Raw genomic sequence first — 25,726 nt, 5'->3', positions numbered from 1 at the left:
ACAAATTAGAGGGTTGGGATGAATACTCAACAATTCATTCGCCAAGTGCCGTTTCTCGCATGGGTACTGATGTTGGCGACTTTGTCTTTTGGACTGTTTGCCAATATTCTGGGCAGTTTAACACCCGAAATATCGCAAGATATGCAATTGAGCCCGCAAGACATTGGGCATTTGATGATGGTTTTTAGTTGTGGTGGGGCTATCGGCGCATTTTTGGGCGGTGACTTTGCTCATCGTTTCCGCACGGTGCCGTTGTTGCTCATTTATTTTGCTCTGATTTTTTTAAGCGTGTTTGGCATTGTGCTTGCGCCCTCTTTTAAATGGTTGAGCTTGAGTTTTTTGTTGTATGCCATTACGTGTACGGCTGTCTTTACAGTGGTGCACAGCATTGTGACGATGTTGCGTTTGGGTGATGACTTGCGCCCAAGGTTGATTGCTTTGATTGATGTCGGTTTTAGTGTGGGCGCAACCATGTCGCCTTTTTGGTCAAGTGCGTTTTTAAATGTATTGGATGATTGGCGTGCGCCTTATGCATTTTTTCTCGTGCTTTTATTGGGTGTGCTGCTCTTGATGTCGCGCCCGCAGTCGTTAAATGTGTTGGCTTCTTTGTCGAACATCCATGCAACTGAACCACATCCAAGCAATCTAAATCCTACAAAATCGAGCTATTTAAAATTACTGACTGCGCCGTGGGCGCGCTGGGCGTGGCTCTGTGGCATTTTGATTGGCTTTGTCGAATGGGGACAAACCTATTGGTTTGTGATTTATGCGTCCAATGACCGTGGATTGGATGCCGATGTCGCTCGCGTGGGTTTAGCGGCTTTTACAGGTGGGATGCTCAGTGCGCGGATTTGGCAAGCGTTTATCCATAGCCGTTGGTCGAGCGAACAACGGCTCAAACGATTGAGCGTACTTGGCTGCGTGATGTTTGTTCTGTTGGCGTTGATGCCCCGCTTGATGCCAGCCATCCCTGTGTATGGCGCGAATTTTTTGGCTGGGGTTGGCATCGGCGTTGTTTTTCCTTTATTGCTCAATCACTTGATTCAGCGTGAACCTGCAAACACGTCAAAATTTTCGGCTTTGCTCATGATGATGATTTTGTTTGGTTTGCAATTGGCGGGGTTGGTTATTGGGTATTTGTCTACGATTTTTAATGTCCATTTGGGTTACAGTGTGTTGGCTGTGGCGATGTTGGCTTTTACCTTTGGCGTTTGGCGGATGTTTGGGCGGGTTAATTTACAAACGCCATAATTCAACATGCGCAGGTTTCAACGCTCTATCGAGAACCGCACCTAGGTCGGCGACAATACATTTTTTATTGTTGTTGAGCAGCGTGGCTATCATGTCCCAGCCGCCTTCAACATATTCCTGGTGTGGAACGGCGACAATTAAAATCTCGCTTGATTCAATCGCATTGGCATCTTGCAGTTGGAAATTAAATTCGTGTTGAACCTCGTCCTTAGAGGCATGAGGGTCAACAACCTGAGTTTTTATGCCATATTTTTTGAATTGCTGAACCATGTTGTAGACTTTTGAGTTTCTAATGTCTGGCACATTGGCTTTGAACGTAACCCCTAAAATAGTGACTTTGATGTCGGGCGTTGTCATATTGAGATTCATCGCCTTTTTTATGATTTCGGCGACCACATGATTGGCCATAGAGTCGTTTATTTTTCGTGCCGATAAAATGACGTCCGATACGATGCCGTGTACAGCGGCTTTATAACTGAGATAGTAGGGGTCAACAGAAATACAATGCCCGCCAACCAAGCCTGGTGTAAAGGGTAAAAAATTCCACTTACTTTTAGCGGCGTTGATGACGTCGTGTGTGTCGATGCCAAGATGCGAAAAAATTTGTGACAACTCATTCATCAGTGCAATGTTGACATCACGCTGGGTGTTTTCAATCACTTTGGCCGCTTCTGCGACTTTGATGGAAGATGCTCGGTAGGTTTGAGTAACGGTTTGATAAATTGAAGCGATGCGTTGCAATGTTTCTTCGCTATCGCCTGAAACAATTTTTGTCGTTGTCGTCAATGTATTGATTTTATCGCCAGGGTTAATGCGTTCGGGTGAGTAGCCGACATTGAAGTCTTTTTTCCATATCAAACCACTTGCGGCTTCAAGAATCGGAACGCATATTTCTTCAGTCACACCAGGATAAACCGTGCTTTCGTAGACAATGATGTCGCCTTTTTTAATGAGGTGACCGATGCTGTGTGAGGCGGAGCGAACCGCATTGAGGTCGGGCACGTTGGCGGCATCAATTGGCGTGGGTACGGTGATGATGTAAACGTTGCAGTTCTGTATCAAAGCGCAATCATCGACAAAGGTACACGTTGAGGCGGCCAATGTCTCTGGCGCTATTTCATGGGTGTGGTCAATGCCTTGGCTCAACGCCGCGACACGAGCTGGATTGACATCGTAGCCGACAACAGTAAAGTGTTTTGCAAGCTCGACGGCAAGCGGTGCACCGACATAACCCAATCCAACGATAGCAATTCTCATTTGTTCACCTCATTTATAGACAACCATTCATTCAACTCTTTTAACTTCACATTTGAAGCGACCCAATTCGCACGCAAAACCTTTTGCTTGATTTGCAGCAGGTTGCGTGCTCGATTCGCCTCGACAGTGCTGATGGTGTTGACTCTGGCGAGCATTTCACTGTTCGATTGGATTTGCTGCATTAAGCTCGTATTGATATCTTTCTCCGCCGCCAACACGCCTTGAGTGCTGTGTACCAGTCGCAAAAAAGCATTGCCCGTTGAGTCATATTGTTGTTTGAGATAGTCTCGAGTGAGTTCCTCTACTAAAGCTGCAGCCTTGCTCGACTTTGGCTCACCTAAACTCCAATACATGTTGAGACTGACAAATGCCTTATTCGTCCCGCTTTCAAGCTCACGTTTAAGACCCGTGCTGCCAATAACATCCCAGCCCGCTGTTGTATTAAGCTTTGATGTGAGATAGGCAATGTTGCTTTTGGCGATTTCTGATGCGGCAATTTGTTCTTTTAGATTGTTTTGGATGTCCACATTGGGGGTGTTTTGCAAGACACTCCGTTGCTGTTCGTTGAAGCTGATGCTTGCCCTGATGTCATCTCTGTCGCGATAGGCTTCTGTTAGCTCTCTGAGCGTGCCATTTTGAGAGTCAAAAAGTTTTTTTTCTAAGTACAAATTTTGCTCTGCGAGATTAAGCGCTTCAATCAACAATGGTGTTTGAGCTTGGATTTGACTAAGGAGAACTTTGTTATTGAGAAACTTCAGACTGTCTTCAATGGACTGGTTTGTTGAATAAATTTTGCACTTGTTATCAGCGATTTTTTCAATCAACTTCGCTTGAATTTTGTCTGATAGACTTTGGCTGATGCCCATAGATGCGACGTTGTCCTGAGATTGCGTGCTGCCCATTGATAAAAACACTTTGGGCGCAGACAACACAAGGGATTGAGCATTTGCTTGAACTTTGGTCAAACGGCAATAGGCATCCACCTCGTTGGCCGAGGCGGCAAAAGGCAGCATGAGCCATGCGATTAAAATTTTATTCATTGGGGTGACTTAAAAAAGTAAAGGTTTATGTCCAATAAACACCACTCGGCTGGTGGCGCTGCTCTCATCGGTCAGTTCTATTTGTACCAATACACCGCGTGTATCGATTTTGAATAACGGGTGCTGTGCGACTTCCTCATCACGGTTGAGCTTCACGACCTTACCTACATTTCTACAAATAAAGTTGTGCAGTAAACAGTCATACACAGGCTCGCCAACTTTCGTGGCTGAATCCAGCGTGCCATACGGAACGAAAGCGAAATGGAGCGGGCTTTCGGAGTGCGTGACGCTAATGTATGGGCTGTCTGACAGCGTTTGGATGATTTTATTAATTTGTTCGAGCTGATTTTTTTTAGCCGCGATGACTTCGGTGTCCTGTGCTCTTTTCAGGTCTATTCGAAGTATTTTTGATTTGGCCTCTAACAATTCCAATCGGTTTTTATTCACCATTTGATGGTCCAACAATTCGCTGGAGATGACCGCATCAATTGTTGAAGACTTAATGCCATTTAATTTGATTTTGGCATTCAGCGCATCAATTTTGGTGATGATGCCTGCTTTCAGATTGTCATCCAGCGAGGTTTCCACTTGGTTGACTTTAGCCACTAGGGTTTTGTTATGAGTGGTGTCTGTTTTTTTCTCTTGATTTAAATGTGCCAATTTAATAGCAGACTGTTCGCTTGCGTTAATCAGTTGTTCAAGTTCTTTTTGCTCTTTATCAATGACGGCTAACTCTTGAGTCGCTTCCGAAATTTCAAGCTTCAATATATCAGCCTGTTGCTGTGCTTGAAACATGCTTGCGTTTAGTTGCAAAATCTTTGGATGGGTTCGAGAAATTTCAATGGGCGCCGCCCAGTTGTTGTTGAGCATATAGAACAACAATAGGACTAAGAACCAAATCACCCCACCAATCAAAAACGCTAGAACAATATTTGAAATTGTCCGATAAGACGACAAAATGGTTTTTTGAATAAAGCTATGCATTGGTTTGTCCTATGTTGGTAACTACGCTTTCTCGTGTCCCCCACGTGCCCACGTCAAATGTAAAAAGTGCCAAAGCGGTAATGAAGAATGTGTTGACAATCATCCATAAACAAATCAGCGGCAACAGCAACGGGCTGTCAATTTTTTGTTCTGGATTCTTAATCCCCGTCCAAAAGTTGTAGGCAATGGCCATCATGCAAAACACCAGCATCCAGCACGCCAATGAAGATATCCGCATTTCAAGCGTCGCCGTGCCAACCAAAGAAAATGGAATAATCAAAATCCATATCGTTGAAATGACTGCTGGCGCGATGAGATGGGTGGTCCTTAAAGGACTCATGATTTTCGTATGTGATGAAAAATGGCGTAACGTCCAAAAAAGGTCACGTAATCCACTTCGTCGCCAACGCAACTGTTGCATGAATAGTTGCTTTAGATTGTTAGGCACCGAAGTCCAACACTGGGCATCATTGTTTATATACGTTTTATAGCCTTTAAGAACCAGCAAATGGGTCATGTAGCGGTCTTCGCCATCTCGAACGCCAATGCCGAACCAATTGCGCGCTGTCATAGCGGGTTCAATTTCTTTGAACAGTTCCTGACGAACAGCAAACATGCAACCTGAAATACAGACCACATTTCGATGTAAGTTTTCAAAAGCTTTGATGATGTTAAAAGAGAAGTAATACACAAATGACTGGCATTGCGTGATGATGTTCTCATTCGGATTGGATACCCCAACCCGACCACCCACAGCGCCAATATTAGACTCAGCAAAGCATGACACCAGCTCACGGATGACTTCAGTGTGAAAAATACAATCGGAATCAATGCAAATCAAAATATCGCCATCGGCTTTTTTTGAAGCATTGGACAATGAATGATGCTTACCTGCATTGGTTGGGTTTTTAAACGCTTGAACTCTAGTCGGATTTTCTCTTTCTGCTTGTTGTATGTAAGCAAAAGAGTCATCGCTCGAACAATCATCAAATGCAATGATGTTGAGCTTTTCTGGTGGATAGTTGCAACGCAAGATGCTGTTGATTGTTTCTAATACATGCGCTCCCTCGTTATAGACGGGCAGCAACACACTTACTTTAGGCTCATAGGAAAAATCTTTTTTTATTTCAGCCGCAGGAACATTGAGTTTAACGACAAGACCAAAACCAAAAGTTAAAAGAAGTCCAAGAGCAGGTAAAAACGTTACAAATAAAATAAAGTAGTCCAATTTTTACAGCCAGTTATATGTTTAAGCAAATAAAGCCCGACTCAAAAACTTTGTTGTTTGAGTTAGGCTACATAATTTGCACAATAACATAGCTATAAATACACGTTAAAATATAAGTTTATATTTAAAACGCATTTTTATTTCACATGTTTAGTATTTTCAACAGTTATTCAATAGTTATTTTTGCATTTTATAATGTTTTTTTGAATATTAAGAAGTGTTTTTCACCTATTTTTTTGACTATTACGCTTTAATGCATAGTTATATTGCACGTATTTTGCATTTCTTGATGTGAAAAAGGTAGGTTTTGACTAAAGCTTCAAAGACAGAGCAGTGGCGTATACCGTATTTTTAGATGCGCCAGAGAGTTTAACCGTGAGTGCAACGGCTTGTTTAAGCGGCAGTTCGGTCAGTAGCGTGGTCAGGGTGTTGTGCCATTCTGGAACGCTGTCACTCACCTCAACTGCAGGCGCGCTAAGTATTAACACATATTCACCGCGTGGAGCGGGCGCATTGGCGAGCCAAGAGTCGATTGCGCTTAAGTCTAGAATTTGGATGTTTTCATGTAGCTTGCTTAATTCTTTCGCTAGAATCAAACATCGGCTGGGGAAGGAACGAGCCATGTCGGTTATGGTGTCGTGTAGGCGATGCGGCGCTTCATAAAAAACCAGATGCGTTTGCGCCGAGCCGAGACGTTGCAAAGTACTTAGGCGTGCAGCAGACTTATTTGGTAAAAAACCAATAAACTGAAAACCGCCATCCAAGCCCGCCGCACTCATGGCAGCGACAGCCGCACTTGCACCCGCGATGGGCATGACGCGGATGCCCGCTTCATGTGCAGCGGCGACGACGCGCGAACCTGGGTCAGAAATGGCAGGCGTACCTGCATCAGTAATCAAGGCAATACGCTCACCGAGTTGTAACCGCGCGATTAAGCTGGCAGCGACGTCACTTTCGTTGTGGTCATGCACGGCAATCAGTGGTTTACTGATGCCGTATTGTGCGAGTAAGGGTTTGCTGTGCCGAGTGTCTTCGCACGCAATGGCATCGACCAGCTGCAAAGCGTATAAAGCGCGGATGCTGATGTCCGCAACATTGCCGATTGGCGTGGCGACCACATATAAAGTGCCTTGAGGCCATTGTTGGGTGTGGGCATTTTGCCACAACGAGCTGAGTGTGCTGGGGTTAAAATCGGTCATTGCTTGTGCTGTATCAAAAAAGATTAATCTGGTTCGCACTATATCATGCCGTTACATGGATGCGAGTAAAAAGCGAAACGGACAAAACGAACCAAAGGGAAAGGGGACGCGATATGTGGGCATGGTTAAAAAAACAATCCGTTGAGCAAAAAAAGCCGAATGAAAAATCAACTATGAACACAACCATGCGAACCTACCAGCCGCAAGCAGCCAAGCAGCTTGATGGTGCACAAGCCGAAGCTTTTGCGCGGGACTATCTTGGCAAAAATGGCTTGAAAGTGGTGCAGGCGAATATGGCGTGTACGCAGGGCGAAATTGATTTAATCATGTTGGATGGTGACACCTTGGTTTTTGTTGAGGTGCGTTGGCGTAAAAGCAATGCATTTGGCGGCGCGATGGCTTCAGTGACACCACATAAGCTGACAAAGTTAATGCGTGCATGTGAAGTGTTTATGCAGCAAGAAACGAAATGGCAACATCATCCTTGTCGCATTGACGTGGTGGCATTGCAAGGTCGCTTAGATGCACCCGAGATTGAGTGGGTGAAAAATGTCACGGCTTAAGTCGTGAGGCGGTCTCACATAGTGCACATCCGTGGGTTATAATGCATCCATTGAAAATTTGCACGGTTGTATTTGGAGGGCATCATGAACACATCAATTAAATGGATGGTTGCTGCGGGCATTGCCGCCATTATCGGTCTCACGGCGTATCAGCAACTCGCCCCAACCAAGGGCGCGATGAGTCAAGTGAGTTTCACCACAATAGACCATAAAAAAATTGATTTTGCCGATTGGCAAGCGCAGGGCAAGGTGACCGTTGTTAATTTTTGGGCCACCAGCTGTTCTACTTGCAAAAAAGAAATGCCAAATATGGTGAAGATGTATCAGGAACTGAATCCAAAAGGTTTGGAATATGTGGCCATCGCGATGAATTACGACAATCCTGAGTACATCAAAAATTATGTGAACGAACAGCAATTACCGTTCAACGTCACATGGGATCAAGAAGGTCGTTTGGCGACCCAGTTTGGCGGCATCATGGGCACACCCACCACATTTATCATTGATAAAAGAGGCAATGTAATTAAACAATATGTGGGTGAACCCAATTGGGATGATATGTACAGTGTTATCAATAAAGCCATCGCTGCCTGATGGCGGCGCATGTTTAACAAACCCGCCGTTGGCGGGTTGTTTTATATGTGCCTAATGAAAGCAGCGGATGAACTGGGTATCGTTTAAAAGAAAGCATGTATGAGTCATTTAGAAAACATTAAACACAGCGTCTGGGAAGACGCATTTGCGTTGATTAACGCCACTTTGTTTGTGGGTTTTGGTGTGGTGTTGTACAAAGACGTAGGGCTGTTATCAGGCGGAACGGTCGGCGTGGCATTTTTACTGCATTATTTAACACACTGGAATTTCAGCGTGATTTTTTTCGTGATTAATTTGCCGTTTTATTGGATGGCGTGGCAAAAAATGGGGCATGAATTCACCATCAAAACCTTTTGCGCCGTGGCTATGCTGTCGCTATGGACTGCTTACATTCCCGACTGGGTGGACATTAGTCAAGTTAACCCCTTATTTGCAACGGTTGTGGGTGGGTTGATGATAGGCGGTGGCTTTTTGATGTTGATTCGACACAAATCCAGCTTGGGCGGTGTCGGCATCGTCGCTATTTATTTGCAACAAACCAGAGGCTGGCGCGCGGGCAAGTTGCAAATGGGCTTTGATGTTGTGATTGTGGCATTGGCCTTTATTGCCGCATCGCCAGACAAAGTGGCGTATTCAATTTTGGGTGCTGTGGTGATGAACCTTGTATTGGCGATTAATCATCGACAAGGTCGTTACTTAGGGATGTGACCTAAGTCTGCTTGGACATCTAAGCCGCTTGTACGGCGATTCATCGCTATACTAAAGACAGAAGACAATTATTAATTATAGTAAAAAACAAAAATCAACAACCCGTCAAAACTCCTGTAAAATCCCGCAGCACTGGGCTTCGTAAAGCATTAGGCTATTAACCTCTAACGAGGTTAATAGCTACAGTCAACGCCTACTTGTCGCTATTAAGTTTATTCGTCCTGTCACATTTTCAAATGAACTTAAACACATCAATCAAGTACACACATTAACTTCAATTATCACAACAAAAGGGAACCACACTCATGACTCAAGTGCAATATATAAAACCGTCAAGCGCGTTTGTCGCCGCCTCTTGGTTGGCTCTTTTTGCAGGCATACTGGTGTATATTGTCGGGCTGCTTAACGCTCAAATGCAGCTCAATGAAAAAGGTTACTATTTTACGATTTTAATGTACGGTCTTTTTTCTGCGGTGTCACTACAAAAAAGCGTGAGAGATAGACAAGAGGGCATTAAAGTCACTTCTATTTATTACAGCTTGTCATGGTTTTCTTTGGCTTTATCAATTTTATTATTAATTGTTGGTTTATTTAATGCCACTTTGTTGTTGAGTGAAAAAGGCTTTTACGGCATTTCATTTTTATTGGCTTTGTTTGGAGCCGTTGCCGTACAAAAGAACACTCGCGACATCGAAGCCAATAAGCCTCATGATATGAAACACGACACGACTGACCACCAAGACGTCCAATAATACTCTGACCTGTGCTTGCGTGGTGTGGCGACTCATCACGCAACGACAGATGGCGATAAGGTCATTGCATCTGCGCCGATGCCTAGGATTAAAATTAAACCCATGGCGCACTATGACTCAATATGACTCAGTTCTGTTATTCAATCTTTTTTAAAGTGTCCTTGACCGACCAATGACGCATATTTTTGGTGCAATTGTTCTCGCGTTTCGACTCGATTGGGGTCATTGGGAATACATTGGACTGGGCACACAATCTGGCATTGCGGCTCGTCGTAGTGTCCAACACATTCTGTGCATAAATCAGGGTTGATTTCGTAAATATCCTTGCCCATGGTGATGGCCTTGTTTGGACATTCGGGTTCGCACACATCGCAATTGATGCATTCGTCGGTGATGATGAGTGCCATAATTAAAAGTACTTTTGAAAAATGATAAAGCCGTTAAACTGCTATTTTAACGGCTTTTTATTGAAGCTGCTGAATGTGCGCGAAGGCATTAGCCTGCTGCTTTTAGCTGCGCGTATTTGGCTTTGACTGCGGCTTCTACACTTGGGAAGACAAATTTGCTAATCTCCCCACCCAACGCGGCAATTTCTCGAACCATTGTCCCTGAGATGAATTGATATTGATCTGATGGCGTCATGAAGATGGTTTCAATATCGGGCATGAGATAACGGTTCATGCCTGCCATTTGAAACTCATATTCAAAGTCAGACATGGCACGTAAACCTCGCAAAATCACGTTGCCATTATGTTCTCGAACAAAATCTTTGAGCAGCCCTGAAAAACCAACCACTTGAATATTGGCGTTGTGATTAAGCACTTCTTTGGCCAAGGCGACGCGCTCTTCTAAATTAAAAAACGGTTTTTTGTTCTTTGAGTCGGCGACGCCAACGACAACGGTATCAAACATCTTTGCGCCACGGCGGATTAAGTCTTCGTGTCCGCGCGTGAGTGGATCAAAAGTGCCTGGGTATACTGCAATTTTAGACATGTTTTCCTCAAATAAAACTCAATGCCAATATTAGAGAGGGCATTATATAGCGATTCACTTATCCAAACCGTAATTTTCAATGCGGTAATGGCGGGGCTTACGACTTGAAATGAGGCCTTTTGTTTGGCCAGCGGTTAAATCGGTTAAAATACACACCTTTTTTAAGAGAAAGTGACATCGCATGGAAGCTCATGTTGCCGAGATTGCTCACGCCATTCAAATGGCGGTTGCCCCTGTTTTTTTACTCACCGCGATTGCCACGCTCATCAACGTGCTGAACACTCGACTCAGCCGCAGCATTGACCGTCGTCGTCAACTTGACCACCTGTTAAGAGAAACTCACGACGCTTTAACTTTACAAGAGTTACAAGCCGAACGCGACTTGCATGTGCATCGTTTGCGCGTGATTTATTTGGGCATTTTGTCGGCGGTTTTATCGGCGTTGATGATTTGTTTGGTGGTGATTGGTGCGTTTTTAGCGGCCTTACTGAGCATCGAGTTGTCTCGTATGATTGCGGTGCTGTTCATTCTGGCCATGTTGTGCGTGGTGACTTCGTTAGGAATGTTTCTGCGAGAAGTATTTTTAATGCTGAAATAAAATCAAACCGTTTAAGCCTCACGGCTTGGGTTTAACGAAAGCACTCACACCTCCCTGCGCCGATACAAACCAAATTTAACCTGCTGGGTTTTGCCCTCACGCACCTTCTCCCAACCGTAAGTTGACAACAACTCAGTATCCAAACCCGCTTCAACTTCCACGTACAACCATGTGCCTTTGTGACACAGTGGATTGATGACGGGCATCATCTGGGTAAGCCAACCTTGCTCAAATGGCGGGTCAAGGACAATCCAGTCAAAAACGCGTCCTGCGGCCGACAAATCGTGACACGTTGACACAATATCGGCGTGACGCACATCCGCCGCAACTTGCCAACGCGTTAAGGTGGATTGAATGGCCGTGACCGCTGGGCGGTGGTTGTCAATCATTACCACATCGCGCGCGCCGCGGCTGATGCACTCCAAGCCAAAAGCACCACTGCCTGCGAACGCATCTAAAACGGCTTTCCCCTCAAACACGCCCCCCCATTGGTGCATCATCCAATTAAATACTGTTTCGCGCACGCGGTCGGATGATGGACGCAAGCCGTCATGGGCAGGAACATCTATTTTTTGTCGTCGCCAATGCCCACCAATGATGCGCACTTGCCCCGTGGTGCGCGCTGGCTTTGGCTGTGAGGTATTGAGTTTGCGCATTTGTGAAAGTTTCGGCCTGTATTTGTGAGAAAATAGCGAAATTATAGCGTAATGAAAGTGCAGGGACGGTAACAACCGTCTGCGCTTGGTTTAGCCTGTTGGTTTTTATCAGCAATATTTAAAAAAATTATAAAAAGTGAATTTTTGTGTAAAATCATTCTATATGTTTAAAATGATTTATATTGCTGATTCAAAAACAGAGACGACTCCACGTACGCCAGCCCTGTTTAACCCTGATGTTGAAAAGCCGAATCCACTATGTTTAATTTTTTCCGCCGCAAAAAAACGCTTGAAGATAGCATTAAATCCACCCCTGAGACTGTTGAAAACATTGACAATCTGAGCACAACAGAACCTCCAACCACCACCGAAACCGCCGTTCAAAGTACGCCTTTGGCCGCGTTGAGCACACAAACGAACCCAACCATCACCTCGCCCTCGTCACCAACAGACAGCGAACAGCCCACCGAAGCCACGCCGACAACCGCTGAATCTAGCGGCTGGTTGACTCGTTTGAAGAAAGGTTTATCAAAAACCAGCTCAAACATTAAGCATGTGTTTGTCGGTCATAAAGTAGACGAGGCTTTGTTTGAACAGCTCGAAGAAGCCTTGCTCTTGGCAGATGTGGGCGTGCCCGCCACCATGCGCATTCTTGAAGCGGTGCGTGTTCGCGTTAAAAAAGAGCGCATCGAGGACGCGCAAGACGTCAAGTCGGTGGTGAAAGAAGAGCTGATTCGCATCCTCGAACCCTTGGAAAAAGTACTGGATGTGGACACACACAAGCCGCTGGTTTTAATGGTCACGGGCGTGAATGGCGCAGGGAAAACCACCAGCATTGGCAAGCTCACGCATCACCTCCAACACATCGGCAAAACCATCATCCTTGCTGCGGGCGACACGTTTCGCGCGGCCGCGCGTGAGCAGCTCGCGGTCTGGGGCGAGCGCAACGGTGTCACGGTGATTGCCCAAGAATCGGGCGATCCAGCGGCGGTCGTCTTTGATGCCATTTCATCGGCACAAGCCAAAGGCATCGACGTCGTCATTGCCGACACAGCGGGGCGTTTACCAACACAACTTCACCTCATGGACGAGTTGAAAAAAGTCAAACGTGTCGCCAATAAAGCCCTTGACGGCGCACCGCATGAAGTCCTCCTTGTCATTGACGGCAGCATGGGACAAAACGCGCTCGCACAAGTTAAAGCTTTTGATGATGCGGTTGGTTTAACAGGACTGATTGTCACTAAACTCGATGGTTCGGCCAAAGGTGGGGTGCTCGCGGCTTTGGCCATTGACCGCGTGATTCCCGTGTATTTTATTGGCGTGGGCGAAAGCGTGAATGATTTACAAACGTTTGACGCGCGTGAATTTGTTGATGCGTTACTAGACGAATAACTCAATAAATAACTCAAACAGCAATTCAAAAATCAGAGGGCAAGCATGCGCGATGGACAAATACTCGCTACAGTTGATTTAGGTTCAAACAGTTTTCGTCTCGAAATGGCGCGACTTGATCATGGCCAACTGGTTCGACTGGACTATTACAAAGAACCTGTGCGTCTGGGGGCAGGATTGGATGAAAACGGCTGCTTGACGAAGGAGGCCATTGAACGCGGCGTCGCATGCTTAGGCCGATTCGCTGAACGTTTACGCGGCGTTCATCCTGACGCTGTTCGCGCCGTCGCCACACAAAGCCTGCGCTCGGCAAAAAACCCCGACGCGTTTCTCGAACCCGCCCAAGCCGCGCTGGGCTACCCAATTGACATCATTTCAGGGCAAGAGGAGGCGCGTTTAATTTATCAAGGCATGGCCAATGATTTGCCCAAAGACCATAAAATTCGCTTGGCGGTGGATATTGGGGGCGGCTCCACGGAGTTAATTGTTGGCGTTAATGCCGATGCGCATCGCATGGAGTCGATGCGAATCGGCTGCGTGTCGCACACTTTGCGTTTTTTTAACAATAACAAAGTCACCGCCAAAGCCTTTGAAAAAGCGGTTATTGCTGCGGCGGCGGTTTTTGAAGAGGTCGGCGAATCATTTGATTCCGCGCATTGGCAAGTGGCTTACGGCTCTTCGGGCACGATTGAGACCATCGCCCATTTGTGCGCCCAACTCAATGGTGGCACAGATAAAATCACGCGTGCGGGCTTAGATGAGCTGGCCCATATCGTCACCACAACCGATGCCAAAAAATGGCCTTTCACTGACTTAAAAGCCGCTCGCGCACAAGTTTTGGTAGGAGGATTGGCTGTTTTAACGGGTTTATTTCAAGCCTTTAGGGTGAGCAGCATGACCCCTTGTTACAGCGCGTTGCGCCAAGGCGTCATGGCGGATTTGCTCGGTCGCGACATGGGCGACGATGTGCGGGAGCAAAGCATTTCTCGCTTGGCGAAACGCTGGTCGGCTGACCACGCCCAAGCCATGCGTGTACACACAATTGCTTTGGATTTGTTGGCAAAAATTCGCGACCACCTCACGCCAAGCGAGTCGCAATGGTTGGCGTGGAGCGCGCGCGTGCATGAAGTTGGCATGGCCATTTCACACGAAGGCTTTCACCGCCACGGTGAATACATTGTGCAAAATGCCGAATTAGCAGGCTTTTCACGCGCCGAACAAACCCATTTGGCGCAACTGGTGCTCGGGCAACGCGGAGGCTTGCGCAAATCAGCGGCACTGCTGGCTCAACCGAATACAGCACAAGAGTTACTGTGCTTGCGCCTAGCGGCATTGCTGTGTCATGCGCGTATCGACATCCGCACTCCTCTCTGCACATTGGCTTTTGACGGTCGCATCATACATTGGCATCATGACCCTGCGTGGGCTGAAAAATTCCCCTTGAGCGCGTACCTGCTCGAGGAGGAGTGGCGCACTTGGGAAAAAACAGGCGTGAAGGTCAACCTCAAACCATGACATCCAAAAAAGACAGCCCCATGGCGGCGGACGCTGGCAACGGACGCAACGACATTGACGACAACTCATTGGATAAGTTGTTAAGCGACCATTCGGCGAGTAGCGCGCCCGTCACGCCACATGAAGTCGCCGCGCCGTATCCTTACGACACATGGATTGACTACGGCCTTTATGAGAAGCGCAAACAAGACTTACAAGTTGAGCTGCTTAAACTACAAGCATGGGTCAAAGAAAACCACGAAAAAGTGGTGATTATTTTTGAAGGGCGCGATGCCGCAGGTAAAGGCGGGACGATTAAACGCTTCATGGAGCATTTAAACCCACGCGGTGCGCGTGTCGTGGCGCTACAAAAACCAACCGAGACCGAACGCGGTCAATGGTATTTTCAACGTTATGTCGCGCAGTTGCCAACGGCGGGGGAAATGGTGTTGTTTGATCGCTCATGGTACAACCGCGCAGGGGTTGAACGAGTGATGGGCTTTTGCGATGCACATGAGTATTTTACGTTCATGCAGCAAGCACCCGAATTTGAAAAAATGCTGGTCGGCAGTGGCATACACCTGATTAAATTTTGGTTCTCAGTCAGCCAAGAGGAACAACGCCGCCGCTTCGCCGAACGCGCCACCGACCCGCTCAAGCAGTGGAAGCTCTCCTTCGTTGACCTACAATCCCTCGACAAGTGGGATGCTTACACCGATGCCAAAGACGCCATGTTTTCGTTCACAGACCGTCCTGAAGCCCCGTGGACGGTGATTAAGTCCAATGACAAACGCCGCGCCCGCTTGACCGCGATGCAATACGTTTTGCATAAACTGCCATACACCAACAAAGACATCACTAAAATTGGCGCGATTGACCCGTTATTAATCAGCTCGCCACACGACCAAGATGATTCCTCGTCTTAATCAACCCTGAAATCACGCACAAAACAAAGCCGCTCACAAAAGAGCGGCTTTTTGCATGTCATGCGAACCCGTATAGATTACACATTGAACAAGAAGTTCAAAACATCACCATCTTTGACCACGTATTCTTTACCCTCGGCGCGCATTTTACCCGCCTCTTTCGCGCCTGCTTCGCCTTTGTACTCGATGAAGTCTTCGTACGCAATGGTTTGCGCGCGAATGAAACCGCGCTCAAAATCCGTGTGAATCACGCCAGCCGCCTGAGGTGCGGTGTCACCGATGTGAATCGTCCACGCGCGAACTTCTTTAACCCCCGCCGTAAAATACGTTTGCAAGCCCAACAACGTGTAACCCGTGCGAATCACGCGGTTCAAGCCTGGCTCCTCCAAGCCCATCTCAGCCAAGAACATGCCTTTTTCGTCATCCTCAAGACCGCTGATTTCCGCTTCAATGGCAGCACACACCGCGACCACAGGCGCATTTTCTTTCGCAGCGTAATCGCGCACGGCATCAAGGTGTGGATTGTCGGTGAAACCTGTTTCCAAAACATTGGCCACATACATGGTCGGCTTCGCCGTGATAAAACAAAACGGTTTAAGCAACGCCAGCTCGTCCGCATCCAAACCCGCCCCGCGAATCGCTTTGGCTTCATTCAAAACAGGGATGATTTTTTCTAAAACAGCCACCAATTTCGCCGCATCTTTATCGCCCGAACGCGCAAGTTTTTGGTTGCGCAACAAGGCTTTTTCAGCCGACTGCAAATCCGCCAACGCCAACTCGGTATTAATCACCTCGATGTCATCAATCGGCGAGACCTTACCCGCCACATGCACCACATTCTCATCATCAAAGCAACGAACCACATGCGCAATCGCATCGGTTTCTCGAATATTAGCAAGAAACTTATTGCCCAAGCCCTCACCATCCGCCGCACCCGCAACCAAGCCCGCAATATCAACGAACTCTACAATCGCAGGCTGCATGCGCTGTGGATTGACGATTTTCGCCAACTCAGCCATGCGTGGGTCAGGCACTTCAACGATGCCAACGTTGGGCTCAATGGTACAAAACGGATAATTTTCCGCCGCGATGCCTGCTTTAGTCAAAGCGTTAAACAGGGTAGATTTACCGACGTTGGGCAAACCAACGATGCCGCATTTTAAACTCATGATGGTGTCTCAAAAAGTAAGCCAGCGCACCTTGCGCTCGCACAATCAAATAAACCGCCATTATAGCGGTTTATGTGCCTTACTTATAGCCTTTGTGTTTCATCTATTTAGATGGCGGGTGTCAATGCCACCTGTGCCGCCTGCGCAATCGCATCCGTTGCTGGATAAGACCAAGGCTCAAGCTCCGCTGCCGCCACCCACTCACGAATGTACGGGTCAAACCAAACCGTGTGCAAATAAGCAAAACACACATCGTCCAACTCAACGCCGTATGAATTAAAGCGCATCACCACGGGCGCAAAAAAAGCATCCGCCGCGCTCCACTTACCAAACAGCCACGGCCCCAAGTGACCATAACGCAACCGACAATCTCGCCAAATGGCGCAAATGCGCTCAATATCAGCGACGCACGCAAGCGATGGAACTAATTTCAAACGCGCCCGACAATTCATCGGCATCTCAGAACGCAACGCCGTAAAACCACTGTGCATCTCAGCCGACACCGCTCGCGCATACGCCCGCATCAAGTGATCAACAGGCCACACGCCTAAATTGCGCTCATTCAAATATTCTGTAATCGCCAAGGTGTCCCATAATCCGACTTCTTCATTCAACAACACAGGCACTAGACCCGACGGCGTGTATTGCAATAACGTCGCGCGAGTGTCGGCTTGAGCCAGAGGCACAAGAACCTCATTAAAAGGCACGCCAATCGATTTGAGCAACCACCACGCCCGTAACGACCACGAAGAATAATTTTTATTGCCGATGATGAGTTGCATGATGTGTTCCGTGTACTTGATGAAGGTGTTTTTAAGCCATGTTTTGATAAAAAAACGTGATGTCGAAGCATAAAACAACCAAGGCGAATAAACAATATAAATATCACCGAGAGTCTTGCTTAAAAGTCAAAGATTTTATTCATTCAACAACCGTTTTCAATACAAGCCAATGGTAAAATCACAAAGAATAATCACGGCTTTATAAAATTTTAGGAACTGAATGGGAGATGTATCTTATGACAAAAATAATTTCACTTTGCGTCGGTATTTTTGCGATATATCAAGTTTTCTTATTTTTTTATTTTAGAAGCGAAAAATTTAGGTCTTTAAAAGCCAGTATCAGTGAACATATTAACGACTGCAACGAATTAAATAATCATATTGAAGAACTCAAACGCTCGCATGAAGGCGTTAACTCTCAGGACTATGGAGTCGCTAATCTAAAAGACAACAGTAAATACAATTTCAAAAGACAGGACTGGGGAAAAAATGATAGAAATAGTCAAACTCACAACTGCTCAGCTTCTGTTTGCAAAAACGCTCATGACCAACCGTTCAAATATCTCTGCAAGTATTTCAATATAAAAACCAACGAAGACACTCTCATTGAACTTGAAAACACCTTGAATGATTTTTCTGCGGTTGAGCAAGGCAAATTTTTGCTGGAAAAGCAGAAGGATTCAATTTTAGCCAGTATCAGCCGCTCCATTCCATTAATCGTAATGAAATTTAGCAAACGAAAGTTAGCTAAAAAATTAGGATTTTATAACATTGACTTGAGCGACTTATATTTCGACACTTACACTTTTCAATACGTGTCTGCAGGAGGAAACAGCTCTGTAAAAACAGAAATAAAACTGGATATTAACAACTTGGATGGATTGATTCTATACCTTAGTGAACTTGTGAAATTTAGAAAAAGTGCTGCTGGGCAAAGAGCACTTATGACATCAAACTTAAGAGAAACTATCAAATTAAGGGACAACTACACTTGCAAAATTTGCAATTTATCAACAAGAGATGAAAAGAATCTATTGCTGGAGATTGACCACATACTTCCAATTTCAAAGGGCGGAATGACGACAGAAAGTAACTTGCAAACACTTTGCTGGAGATGCAACCGCTCAAAAGGTGCAAAAATAACATGACTACTTGATTTTTACAAAACCTCAATCATCTCGAAAACCACTCCAATAAGGAAAAACAAATGAAAAAAAGCGTATGTATCACCAATGCAATGATTGCCTTATCTATTATGGGCAGCATGGCTTCAGCTCATGCAAAGTCAAACCCAAAAGTTGAAACGGACAAAGCTGCCCATGTTTCAGAATCTAAAAATGCAGCCTTAAATTTCATTGGTAAAACTTGGAAGACCACCCAAATCACCGACGCTCAGTCAGGTGTTGACTTGACATCTGCTAAAGAAAATCAAATGTATATTGGCTTGGCGAATTACCAAATCGACGGTAAATATGCCATCTTGGATTTAGAGGGCAAGCCCAAGAGTTCGGGCATTTGGGCGCTCACCCCTGATGGAAAAAAACGCATACTTTATGCTATAGACCCGCAAACTGGCGCTGCACTGTTCACCCGAGTCGTGGATGTGGTTAAATTGTCGCCAAATGTGTTTACTTACCGTATCAAAAACAGTGCGGGCGTGGACGTTTTGGTCAAGCATGAGCCATACAAAACACTAAGCAAGTAAACTCATAATCGTGTCGATGGTGCTTATATTCAGTTGCAGAGGTTTTTCATAAATATAACGACTGATAGTTTGCACCATCACTTGACTCACCATTGAAGTCTTACCTTACGCCCGCTAAAAATAGCAATACAGTCCGTTAGTCATCTTTTTTGCTAAGACACTTTTCCTAAACTCAAACAAACGTAATTTTCTGCGCGTACGTATTAACATCCGTTTTGAACGGCTCGGCTTTTTCAGTTGTTGAACAAGGCTCTTCGTCAAATGCCATATCGCCTTCTTTCACCTGTGTGTGAACATCCAATGCTTTAAAATCAAATAAGTCGCTGTCGAGCAGGTGCGAGGGCACGACATGACTGAGCGCGGCGAACATGTTTTCGATGCGACCCGTGTGTTTTTTGCCCCAGTCTTGCAGCATGGCTTTCATGGCTTGGCGTTGCAGGTTGTCTTGTGAACCGCATAAGTTGCACGGAATGATGGGGAAGTTTTGCACGGTGGCGTAGCGTTCCATATCGGCTTCTGTGGCGTAGGCGAGGGGGCGGATGACCACGTGTTTACCATCGTCAGAGACCAGTTTGGGGGGCATGGATTTGAGCTTGCCGCCATAAAACAAATTGAGTAAAAACGTTTCAAGAATATCGTCACGGTGGTGTCCCAGCGCAATTTTGGTTGCGCCCAATTCGTCCGCTACGCGATACAAAATGCCTCGGCGTAGGCGTGAGCAGAGGCTGCAGGTGGTTTTTCCTTCTTCGATGACGCGCTTGACGATGCTGTATGTGTCTTGCGTTTCGATGTGAAAGGGCACGCCAAGCGAGGTCAAGTAGTTGGGTAAAATATCGGCTGGAAAACCTGGTTGTTTTTGGTCTAGGTTGACCGCAACAATATCAAAATGGATGGGCGCACGGGCTTTGAGTTTTAACAAAATATCGAGCAGGCCGTAACTGTCTTTACCGCCTGAGAGACAAACCATGACTTTGTCGCCGTCTTCAATCATGTTGAAATCGCCAATGGCTTGCCCAACCAAGCGGCACAGGCGTTTTTCGAGTTTATTGTTCTCATACAGGCGTTTTTGTTCGGCTTTGGTTAAAGCGTCCGTGTGTGTCATGGTCATAATGTTTTTTTAAAAGAGCGTAAAAAATCTGAAAATCGGTTATTGGGCGTTATTTTACGTGATTTATACGGGCGACGTGTGTGGTGAAAAATACCATGCGCCTACGCCAATCGCATCGACGTCTGGATAAATCTCCGTTTTTTCGCTGGAAATATAAGCCGCTAATATCGCGGTTTTTTTCATTAATGCTTCGCCTATGCGGTCGCATAAGGTTTCTTGCAACTGCACGTGGCCTGTTGATGCTTGTTCGGTGATGGTGTTGCGCACGAAGTCGTAATCAATCACTTCGTCCAAACCATCGTGCTGGGGTGAGGCCGATGTGCGTTTGACGAACGCCGTGACGTTGAACACCATGGACTGCGGGGCGGTTTTTTCGTGGTCGTATACGCCGATGGAGACTTGTAGGTGATAGTTGCGCACAAAAATACAGCGGCAGTCAACAAGGGTGCGCGCCAGTTCTTCGGTAACGGGATGGGTCAGCATGGTGTCCTAAATTTGAGAAGTGAATGAATGGGCTCGATGCGTGAACATCACATCGCGGGTTTGTGGCGTGAGGTGTTGCCCGCCGTCCACCAGCAGGGTTGTGCCTGTCATGCTACGCGCATGGATGGCGTAAAGCATGGCGTGTGCCACATCGTCAGGGGTGGAGCCTTGTTGCAAAAGCGTGGCGTTGTGCGCTCGGGTAAAGTCCTCGCGGGTTTGGTCGCCAGAAGGCAAACTCAACCCAGGCGCAATGCCAATCACGCGCACACGAGGCGCAAGTGCTTGCGCCGCCAACAGCGTGGCATGCTCAAGTGCGGCTTTTGAGAGGGTGTAGGAGATGAAGTCAGGGTTGGGGTTATGCAGTTTTTGATCCAAAATATTAATAACGACGCCCGTTTGTTGCGCGTCTAAGCCTTGCGCCATTTGCTGAGTTAGCAAGAGCGGGGCGAATGTATTCGCGCGCCAATGTTGCTCAAAATGCGCTTGCGACAAGGGCGCATCTTGCGTCAATGAGTCGTAATTAAACACAGACGCATTATTGACTAAAACACCAATTGTGCCCAATGCTTGCGAGGCGGCTTGTATCAAGTGAGCGGTGGCGTGCTCATCTTGTAAATCTGCTTGTAGCGCACAGGCGCGCACGCCCAATTGTTGCAGTTGAGCAACCAAGTCGTGTGCATCATCGGACGATTGACCGTAATGTACCGCCACATCAAAACCTGCTTGAGCCAGTGCCAAACATAAGGTGCGCCCAATGCGCCGCGCACCGCCAGTGACCAGCGCAGTTCTGGGCATGGCAGTGGGCAATTTCAAGTGAAAAGCAGATGGGGTCATGATGCGATTTGTTATAATCCAGCGGTTCAAAAAATATGGGGTACACGATGTGCCGCCATTGTACGCCTTACAACGCCTCAAAGAAAGTCACCCCGATGGCACAACAGCTTCCGCAACCTTCTACAGCACAACTGGCACGCAGCGAACAACTGATGAGCGTGATACACACGTTAATTCATCAAGCGCACGGCTGGTTGCCATTTGACGCGTATATGAACGCCGCTTTGTACACGCCGAGGTTGGGCTATTACGCGAGTGAAACATCGCCTTTTTCTGCGCTTGCGGCGGATGGGGACTTCATCACAGCGCCCTTGTTGTCGCCCGAATTTGGCGCGTGCATAGCCGAACAAGCGTTGGAAGTGTTTGAACGTGTGGGCGTCGCTCAAATATTGGAAGTGGGCGCAGGGACAGGACGTTTGGCGGCGGACATCTTAACGCACTTACACAATCGTGGCGTGCAAGTGAACTACGCCATTTTAGAGCTGTCGGGCACTTTGCGTGCACAACAGCAAGCGACCTTAGCGGATGCGGGCGTGCATTTATCGCATCAAGTCAGATGGCTGGATGCCTTACCCGAGGATTATGAAGGCTTCATCATTGGCAATGAGGTGCTCGATGCCATGCCTGTTGAATTGATTGGCGTACAGGCGGGGCAATGGTTTGAGCGTGGCGTGACGGCGGATGCGCAGGGGTTGGAGTATGTCGACCGACCGACCGACAAACGTTTAACCATGCCCAAGGAGTGGCTGACGGCGTTAGAGGACAGCGGCGCGACTTATGTGAGCGAGACCCATTGCCAACAACTTGCGTTTATTGAAAGTTTAGGCGCGTGCTTGAAAAAAGGCGTTGTACTGATGCTTGATTATGGCTTTCCTGCACACGAGTTTTACCACCCGCAACGCAATACAGGCACGCTGATGTGTCACATTCAACATGTGGCGCATGATGATGCGTTGTACTGCCCTGGCGTGCAAGACATCACGGCACATGTCAATTTTTCAGCTTTAAAATCGCCGCGTAATTTGACCGCGATTGGCTATGTGAACCAAGCGAATTTTTTAATCAACTGCGGTTTGCTCGAGCTGCTCACGCAACTACCAGAAGAGCACATGCGCGTGGCGGCCAATCGTGCGCATAAGTTGATTTCTGAGGCAGAAATGGGCGAGTTGTTTAAAGCGATGGCGTGGGCAAAAGGCTTGGCGTTTGAAGAGGACGATACCTTGCAAGGCTTTACCCGAGGCAATCGGTTGTTGAGTTTGTAAGCCACCTTAGAATCAACAAATTAAATGAAAAATTATTAAACACCAAGCTTTAAACCCACGAGTGGACTACACTAAAATTGATTGGACAAAGAAAACAAGAAGCGCCAATTGCGTGGGTAAGACTCAACATTTCCATTAAGATAACCACTATAAGAACCGACCCCCTTAGCCAAGGTCATTGAATAAGAAAAACCTTTACCAAAACGACCTCCCACTGCTATACCAACACCCTGTAATGAATAAGAGTTATTACATGAAAAACAACTCAATAATTCCCGATTAGGTTTAATTAAACCTGCATCATAAAAAACACTAAAATAATGGTTATTCCATAGTCTTCTTGTTAAATCAACTGATGCAACAAACCCAAGATCGCCGACACCATCATTAGTTGAATAAGCACGGACACCATTTAAGCCACCTAGCACAAATTTATCGTAGCTGTCCAAGTTCGTGCTCGAAAACTGGCCATGAAAGCGAAGGCTGGCCTCCCATCTACGATTATTAACCAAAGTATGTCTCACCAATCCGTTTATTTCTCCCTTGCTGTAAGTACCTGACGTATTATAACGACCATATGTAAAAGCCAGCTCATAGCGAAAATGATTTAACGCAAGGGCATCATTATCCGCGCTCACAGCAAAACGAAATTTATTATCTTTAATATCCTCAAGTTTAAAACCTCCAATATCTAAATAGGTTTTACTTTGTCTATGCATTGCTTCAATGGTTGTTTTAAAGGCAACGCTCCTAGTTGCTCCTACCAAATTGGTTAAGCTAACTTCATATTCACTAGCCTCTCCATTTGTGTCACTCTCTTCCCCCCTAATACTTCGGCTATGTGTATAACTACCGTATAAACGAAAGCGCCCCTTGAAGCTCTGCGAAGGGAACTCATATTCTAAACGACCATACCTCAGTCCTTCTGAACCTAATGCAGTCAACTGCAAGTCTGACGAAGGGGTCAATCCTACAAAAGCTAAAGATGCGACCCCCTGAGCTCGACCATAACGGCGCAAACCAAAATTATTAACCTGCATAAGAGCTGTTGATAATTTTCCTGTATTTTTCGGCTCTTCTTTTACATGCAAGACCAAGTCGACCTTACCCGACTTAGGATTTTGAATACTGGCTCGTATGTCAATCGGCAAATCAAAACTCGCTCTAACAATTCTATTTTCTAAATATTTTAAATCCAAGAGACGGCCAGGAGCTATTACATCAGACATCCGCTCAAGCAGTATTTTTTCATATTGTCTAGCCACTGACTCTTTATCGGAAGATATAAACAGATTGCGAATAGTCAGACTATTTACCTTAATTATCAATACCGTTCCTCTTTCCTCCTGCTTTTGCGTCGAACTGATGTACCCTAAATATCCATTAGTCTGAAGCAAGCTCCAAACCCACCCATTAAAATCTTCCAGCTGCTCTAGTGATACGGCCTTACCAATTTTAGTAGAAAAATACTCCTTAATTTCATCCTGCATAACGTCACTCGTTACCTCAACCCTCAACAAGTTATCGATTTTCGTAAGATTCGTTTCAGAAAAGGTCTGAGGAAAAGCCTTCTCTTGGCTTTGAACTGGCAAAGTATCCATCTTTATTTGCTCAATATTGCGCTGAACGTCACCAATTTCTCCATGAGCAAATAGCGAATCAGGAAAAATCAACTGAAGAGACAATACCGCTACTAATTTTTTTATGTTTATCATTTTTTCACTTTGGTATGTGATTTTAAAAAATACCGCTTTAACAGGCGTTATCTACCCCCGCAACCCCCTTAAATAGAAAGCGTCAATTCGAGGCGTTCTTAATTAGCTCCTGTACAGAAAAGAAAACTATTTATCAATTTTATCTGCAACAAAATAACAAACTTGTACCAAATCAATTGAGGTGTCTTCACAGAAACACTTTTCTGGATTTTCTTTAGAACAAGTAGAATTGTTTTCTAATTTAATATCTTTAACCGCAAACTTATTTAACACAAGGCGGTCAGGTTTAAAAGATATTTTTTGTGAGTTAACAGGGTTTAAGTTTGGCAAGATAGAAGCAGAGACTATCTCAGTTGCATCAAGTGAGTAATTATTTTTCAACCCATTGTTTTTACTATCAAATAATGAATAAGTAACAGTGACGGGTTTATTTTTCCCTATCAACGCATTGCTAAAACTAGCGTTACTTTCAACAACTAGCGTTTCACCATCAATAAGACCTGAAAGCACAACACCCTCAACTTTAGCACGAGCAGTACCGTCGTAATATCTGTCCCTGACTAAAGCGCTAATTGCCTTTAATTTCCTTGGATCTATCACTCCGTTCGTTGCGCTTTGGGTGCTCACGCTGTAGTTTTGGCCGCCGTTGCCGTCGCCTATCGTGTAGCCGCTGTCAACGCTGACGGTCTTGCCACTGCCTGCGTTTTTGTTGTCGTAGCTTTGGCTCAGACCCGTGACGGTGTCGCCAGCAACCAGACCCGTGATGCTGACCGCGTCCGCAGCGCTGGTCGTGCCGTCATAGGTTTTGTGTTGGTTGCTCGCCGATAGCGTCAGACTCGCTTTGTCTATCACTCCGTTCGTTGCGCTTTGGGTGCTCACGCTGTAGTTTTGGCCGCCGTTGCCGTCGCCTATCGTGTAGCCGCTGTCAACGCTGACGGTCTTGCCACTGCCTGCGTTTTTGTTGTCGTAGCTTTGGCTCAGACCCGTGACGGTGTCGCCAGCAACCAGACCCGTGATGCTGACCGCGTCCGCG

General features: G+C 46.3%; 27 protein-coding genes. 12 read left to right on the top strand and 15 right to left on the bottom strand.

The genetic code is table 11. The features are described from left to right. Nucleotides 1–18: 18 nt before the first annotated feature. The gene (locus tag DFR44_RS06435; protein WP_133620267.1) at nucleotides 19–1,251 is read left to right on the top strand and encodes an MFS transporter; all 1,233 of its coding nucleotides are present in this window, start codon (nucleotides 19–21) and stop codon (nucleotides 1,249–1,251) included. On the opposite strand, the gene DFR44_RS06430 is transcribed toward DFR44_RS06435, so the two are convergent. The 5 genes from DFR44_RS06430 to rsmI form a co-directional block, all read right to left on the bottom strand. Next, nucleotides 1,237–2,508, bottom strand: coding sequence for a nucleotide sugar dehydrogenase (locus DFR44_RS06430; RefSeq protein ID WP_133620265.1), 1,272 nt, complete (start codon nucleotides 2,506–2,508; stop codon nucleotides 1,237–1,239). The genes DFR44_RS06435 and DFR44_RS06430 overlap by 15 nt on opposite strands. Beyond that, nucleotides 2,505–3,548 (bottom strand): hypothetical protein, encoded by a 1,044-nt coding sequence (locus DFR44_RS06425; RefSeq protein ID WP_133620263.1) that lies wholly within the window; start codon nucleotides 3,546–3,548, stop codon nucleotides 2,505–2,507. The genes DFR44_RS06430 and DFR44_RS06425 overlap by 4 nt, the downstream gene beginning before the upstream one ends. A gap of 9 nt (nucleotides 3,549–3,557) precedes the next feature. Then, nucleotides 3,558–4,532 carry a hypothetical protein gene (locus tag DFR44_RS06420; RefSeq protein WP_133620261.1) on the bottom strand — a complete coding sequence of 325 codons (975 nt, stop codon included), beginning with the start codon at nucleotides 4,530–4,532 and terminating at the stop codon, nucleotides 3,558–3,560. Further along, the gene (locus DFR44_RS06415; RefSeq protein ID WP_133620259.1) at nucleotides 4,525–5,760 is read right to left on the bottom strand and encodes a glycosyltransferase family 2 protein; all 1,236 of its coding nucleotides are present in this window, start codon (nucleotides 5,758–5,760) and stop codon (nucleotides 4,525–4,527) included. The genes DFR44_RS06420 and DFR44_RS06415 overlap by 8 nt, the downstream gene beginning before the upstream one ends. 311 nt (nucleotides 5,761–6,071) lie before the next feature. Beyond that, a complete protein-coding gene (rsmI, locus tag DFR44_RS06410) occupies nucleotides 6,072–6,959 on the bottom strand; it encodes a 16S rRNA (cytidine(1402)-2'-O)-methyltransferase (protein WP_133620258.1) in 888 nt (295 codons plus the stop codon). Nucleotides 6,960–7,072: 113 nt separating this feature from the next. Between rsmI and DFR44_RS06405 the strand changes: the two genes are divergently transcribed. The 4 genes from DFR44_RS06405 to yiaA all read left to right on the top strand — a co-directional run bounded on the left by DFR44_RS06405 (nucleotide 7,073) and on the right by yiaA (nucleotide 9,576). After that, nucleotides 7,073–7,522: a YraN family protein gene (locus DFR44_RS06405; RefSeq protein WP_246012067.1), complete on the top strand. Its 450-nt coding sequence runs from the start codon at nucleotides 7,073–7,075 to the stop codon at nucleotides 7,520–7,522. 84 nt (nucleotides 7,523–7,606) lie between these two features. Continuing rightward, a complete protein-coding gene (locus DFR44_RS06400; RefSeq protein ID WP_133620256.1) occupies nucleotides 7,607–8,116 on the top strand; it encodes a TlpA family protein disulfide reductase in 510 nt (169 codons plus the stop codon). A 99-nt stretch (nucleotides 8,117–8,215) separates the two neighbouring features. Further along, nucleotides 8,216–8,824: a YitT family protein gene (locus DFR44_RS06395; RefSeq protein WP_133620254.1), complete on the top strand. Its 609-nt coding sequence runs from the start codon at nucleotides 8,216–8,218 to the stop codon at nucleotides 8,822–8,824. A 305-nt stretch (nucleotides 8,825–9,129) separates the two neighbouring features. Continuing rightward, a complete protein-coding gene (yiaA, locus tag DFR44_RS06390) occupies nucleotides 9,130–9,576 on the top strand; it encodes an inner membrane protein YiaA (RefSeq protein ID WP_133620252.1) in 447 nt (148 codons plus the stop codon). A gap of 140 nt (nucleotides 9,577–9,716) precedes the next feature. Here the strand turns inward: yiaA and DFR44_RS06385 are convergent, their stop codons facing one another. Both DFR44_RS06385 and coaD read right to left on the bottom strand, forming a co-directional pair. Then, the gene (locus DFR44_RS06385) at nucleotides 9,717–9,983 is read right to left on the bottom strand and encodes a YfhL family 4Fe-4S dicluster ferredoxin (protein WP_133620250.1); all 267 of its coding nucleotides are present in this window, start codon (nucleotides 9,981–9,983) and stop codon (nucleotides 9,717–9,719) included. A gap of 88 nt (nucleotides 9,984–10,071) precedes the next feature. After that, nucleotides 10,072–10,569, bottom strand: coding sequence for a pantetheine-phosphate adenylyltransferase (gene coaD, locus DFR44_RS06380; protein WP_133620248.1), 498 nt, complete (start codon nucleotides 10,567–10,569; stop codon nucleotides 10,072–10,074). 181 nt (nucleotides 10,570–10,750) lie between these two features. Between coaD and DFR44_RS06375 the strand changes: the two genes are divergently transcribed. Next, nucleotides 10,751–11,167: a DUF2721 domain-containing protein gene (locus DFR44_RS06375; RefSeq protein WP_133620246.1), complete on the top strand. Its 417-nt coding sequence runs from the start codon at nucleotides 10,751–10,753 to the stop codon at nucleotides 11,165–11,167. A 44-nt stretch (nucleotides 11,168–11,211) separates the two neighbouring features. Here the strand turns inward: DFR44_RS06375 and DFR44_RS06370 are convergent, their stop codons facing one another. Next, a complete protein-coding gene (locus DFR44_RS06370) occupies nucleotides 11,212–11,823 on the bottom strand; it encodes an RsmD family RNA methyltransferase (protein WP_133620244.1) in 612 nt (203 codons plus the stop codon). Nucleotides 11,824–12,081: 258 nt separating this feature from the next. On the opposite strand from DFR44_RS06370, the gene ftsY reads away from it, so the two are divergent. From ftsY to ppk2, 3 genes are read left to right on the top strand one after another with little or no spacing between them, the layout of a single operon-like run. After that, nucleotides 12,082–13,215, top strand: a complete 1,134-nt coding sequence (ftsY, locus tag DFR44_RS06365) for a signal recognition particle-docking protein FtsY (RefSeq protein WP_133620242.1) — start codon at nucleotides 12,082–12,084, stop codon at nucleotides 13,213–13,215. Nucleotides 13,216–13,260: 45 nt separating this feature from the next. Next, the gene (locus DFR44_RS06360) at nucleotides 13,261–14,730 is read left to right on the top strand and encodes a Ppx/GppA phosphatase family protein (RefSeq protein WP_133620240.1); all 1,470 of its coding nucleotides are present in this window, start codon (nucleotides 13,261–13,263) and stop codon (nucleotides 14,728–14,730) included. Next, nucleotides 14,649–15,635 (top strand): polyphosphate kinase 2, encoded by a 987-nt coding sequence (gene ppk2 / locus DFR44_RS06355; RefSeq protein WP_425459563.1) that lies wholly within the window; start codon nucleotides 14,649–14,651, stop codon nucleotides 15,633–15,635. The genes DFR44_RS06360 and ppk2 overlap by 82 nt, the downstream gene beginning before the upstream one ends. A 77-nt stretch (nucleotides 15,636–15,712) precedes the next feature. Here ppk2 and ychF read toward each other — a convergent pair whose 3' ends face one another. Together ychF and DFR44_RS06345 are read right to left on the bottom strand one after the other, a co-directional pair. Beyond that, nucleotides 15,713–16,804 (bottom strand): redox-regulated ATPase YchF, encoded by a 1,092-nt coding sequence (gene ychF, locus DFR44_RS06350; RefSeq protein WP_133620238.1) that lies wholly within the window; start codon nucleotides 16,802–16,804, stop codon nucleotides 15,713–15,715. Between the two features lie 107 nt (nucleotides 16,805–16,911). Continuing rightward, a complete protein-coding gene (locus DFR44_RS06345) occupies nucleotides 16,912–17,586 on the bottom strand; it encodes a glutathione S-transferase family protein (protein ID WP_133620236.1) in 675 nt (224 codons plus the stop codon). A 236-nt stretch (nucleotides 17,587–17,822) separates the two neighbouring features. Between DFR44_RS06345 and DFR44_RS06340 the strand changes: the two genes are divergently transcribed. Beyond that, nucleotides 17,823–18,734 (top strand): HNH endonuclease, encoded by a 912-nt coding sequence (locus DFR44_RS06340; protein ID WP_162845186.1) that lies wholly within the window; start codon nucleotides 17,823–17,825, stop codon nucleotides 18,732–18,734. A gap of 59 nt (nucleotides 18,735–18,793) precedes the next feature. Next, complete coding sequence (locus DFR44_RS06335) at nucleotides 18,794–19,291, top strand: DUF4822 domain-containing protein (protein WP_133620232.1); 498 nt, start codon at nucleotides 18,794–18,796, stop codon at nucleotides 19,289–19,291. A gap of 172 nt (nucleotides 19,292–19,463) precedes the next feature. On the opposite strand, the gene ttcA is transcribed toward DFR44_RS06335, so the two are convergent. The 3 genes from ttcA to DFR44_RS06320 all read right to left on the bottom strand — a co-directional run bounded on the left by ttcA (nucleotide 19,464) and on the right by DFR44_RS06320 (nucleotide 21,716). Further along, a complete protein-coding gene (gene ttcA, locus DFR44_RS06330; protein ID WP_133620230.1) occupies nucleotides 19,464–20,399 on the bottom strand; it encodes a tRNA 2-thiocytidine(32) synthetase TtcA in 936 nt (311 codons plus the stop codon). A 63-nt stretch (nucleotides 20,400–20,462) separates the two neighbouring features. Continuing rightward, nucleotides 20,463–20,882 carry a dihydroneopterin aldolase gene (locus DFR44_RS06325; RefSeq protein ID WP_133620228.1) on the bottom strand — a complete coding sequence of 140 codons (420 nt, stop codon included), beginning with the start codon at nucleotides 20,880–20,882 and terminating at the stop codon, nucleotides 20,463–20,465. Between the two features lie 6 nt (nucleotides 20,883–20,888). Further along, nucleotides 20,889–21,716 (bottom strand): SDR family oxidoreductase, encoded by an 828-nt coding sequence (locus tag DFR44_RS06320; protein WP_246012066.1) that lies wholly within the window; start codon nucleotides 21,714–21,716, stop codon nucleotides 20,889–20,891. A gap of 47 nt (nucleotides 21,717–21,763) precedes the next feature. Here DFR44_RS06320 and DFR44_RS06315 point away from each other — a divergent pair, with 47 nt between their 5' ends. Beyond that, nucleotides 21,764–22,978: a class I SAM-dependent methyltransferase gene (locus DFR44_RS06315; RefSeq protein ID WP_162845185.1), complete on the top strand. Its 1,215-nt coding sequence runs from the start codon at nucleotides 21,764–21,766 to the stop codon at nucleotides 22,976–22,978. A gap of 71 nt (nucleotides 22,979–23,049) precedes the next feature. On the opposite strand, the gene DFR44_RS06310 is transcribed toward DFR44_RS06315, so the two are convergent. Both DFR44_RS06310 and DFR44_RS06305 read right to left on the bottom strand, forming a co-directional pair. After that, nucleotides 23,050–24,693, bottom strand: a complete 1,644-nt coding sequence (locus DFR44_RS06310) for a ShlB/FhaC/HecB family hemolysin secretion/activation protein (protein WP_133620224.1) — start codon at nucleotides 24,691–24,693, stop codon at nucleotides 23,050–23,052. A gap of 126 nt (nucleotides 24,694–24,819) precedes the next feature. Continuing rightward, on the bottom strand, nucleotides 24,820–25,726 hold a 907-nt coding region (locus DFR44_RS06305; protein WP_246012065.1), incomplete at its 5' end, for a YDG domain-containing protein.

The sequence above is a fragment of the Hydromonas duriensis genome, from assembly GCF_004363775.1.
Classification (GTDB): Bacteria; Pseudomonadota; Gammaproteobacteria; order Burkholderiales; family Burkholderiaceae; genus Hydromonas; species Hydromonas duriensis.
This window is presented reverse-complemented; position numbering and strand designations above follow the sequence as displayed.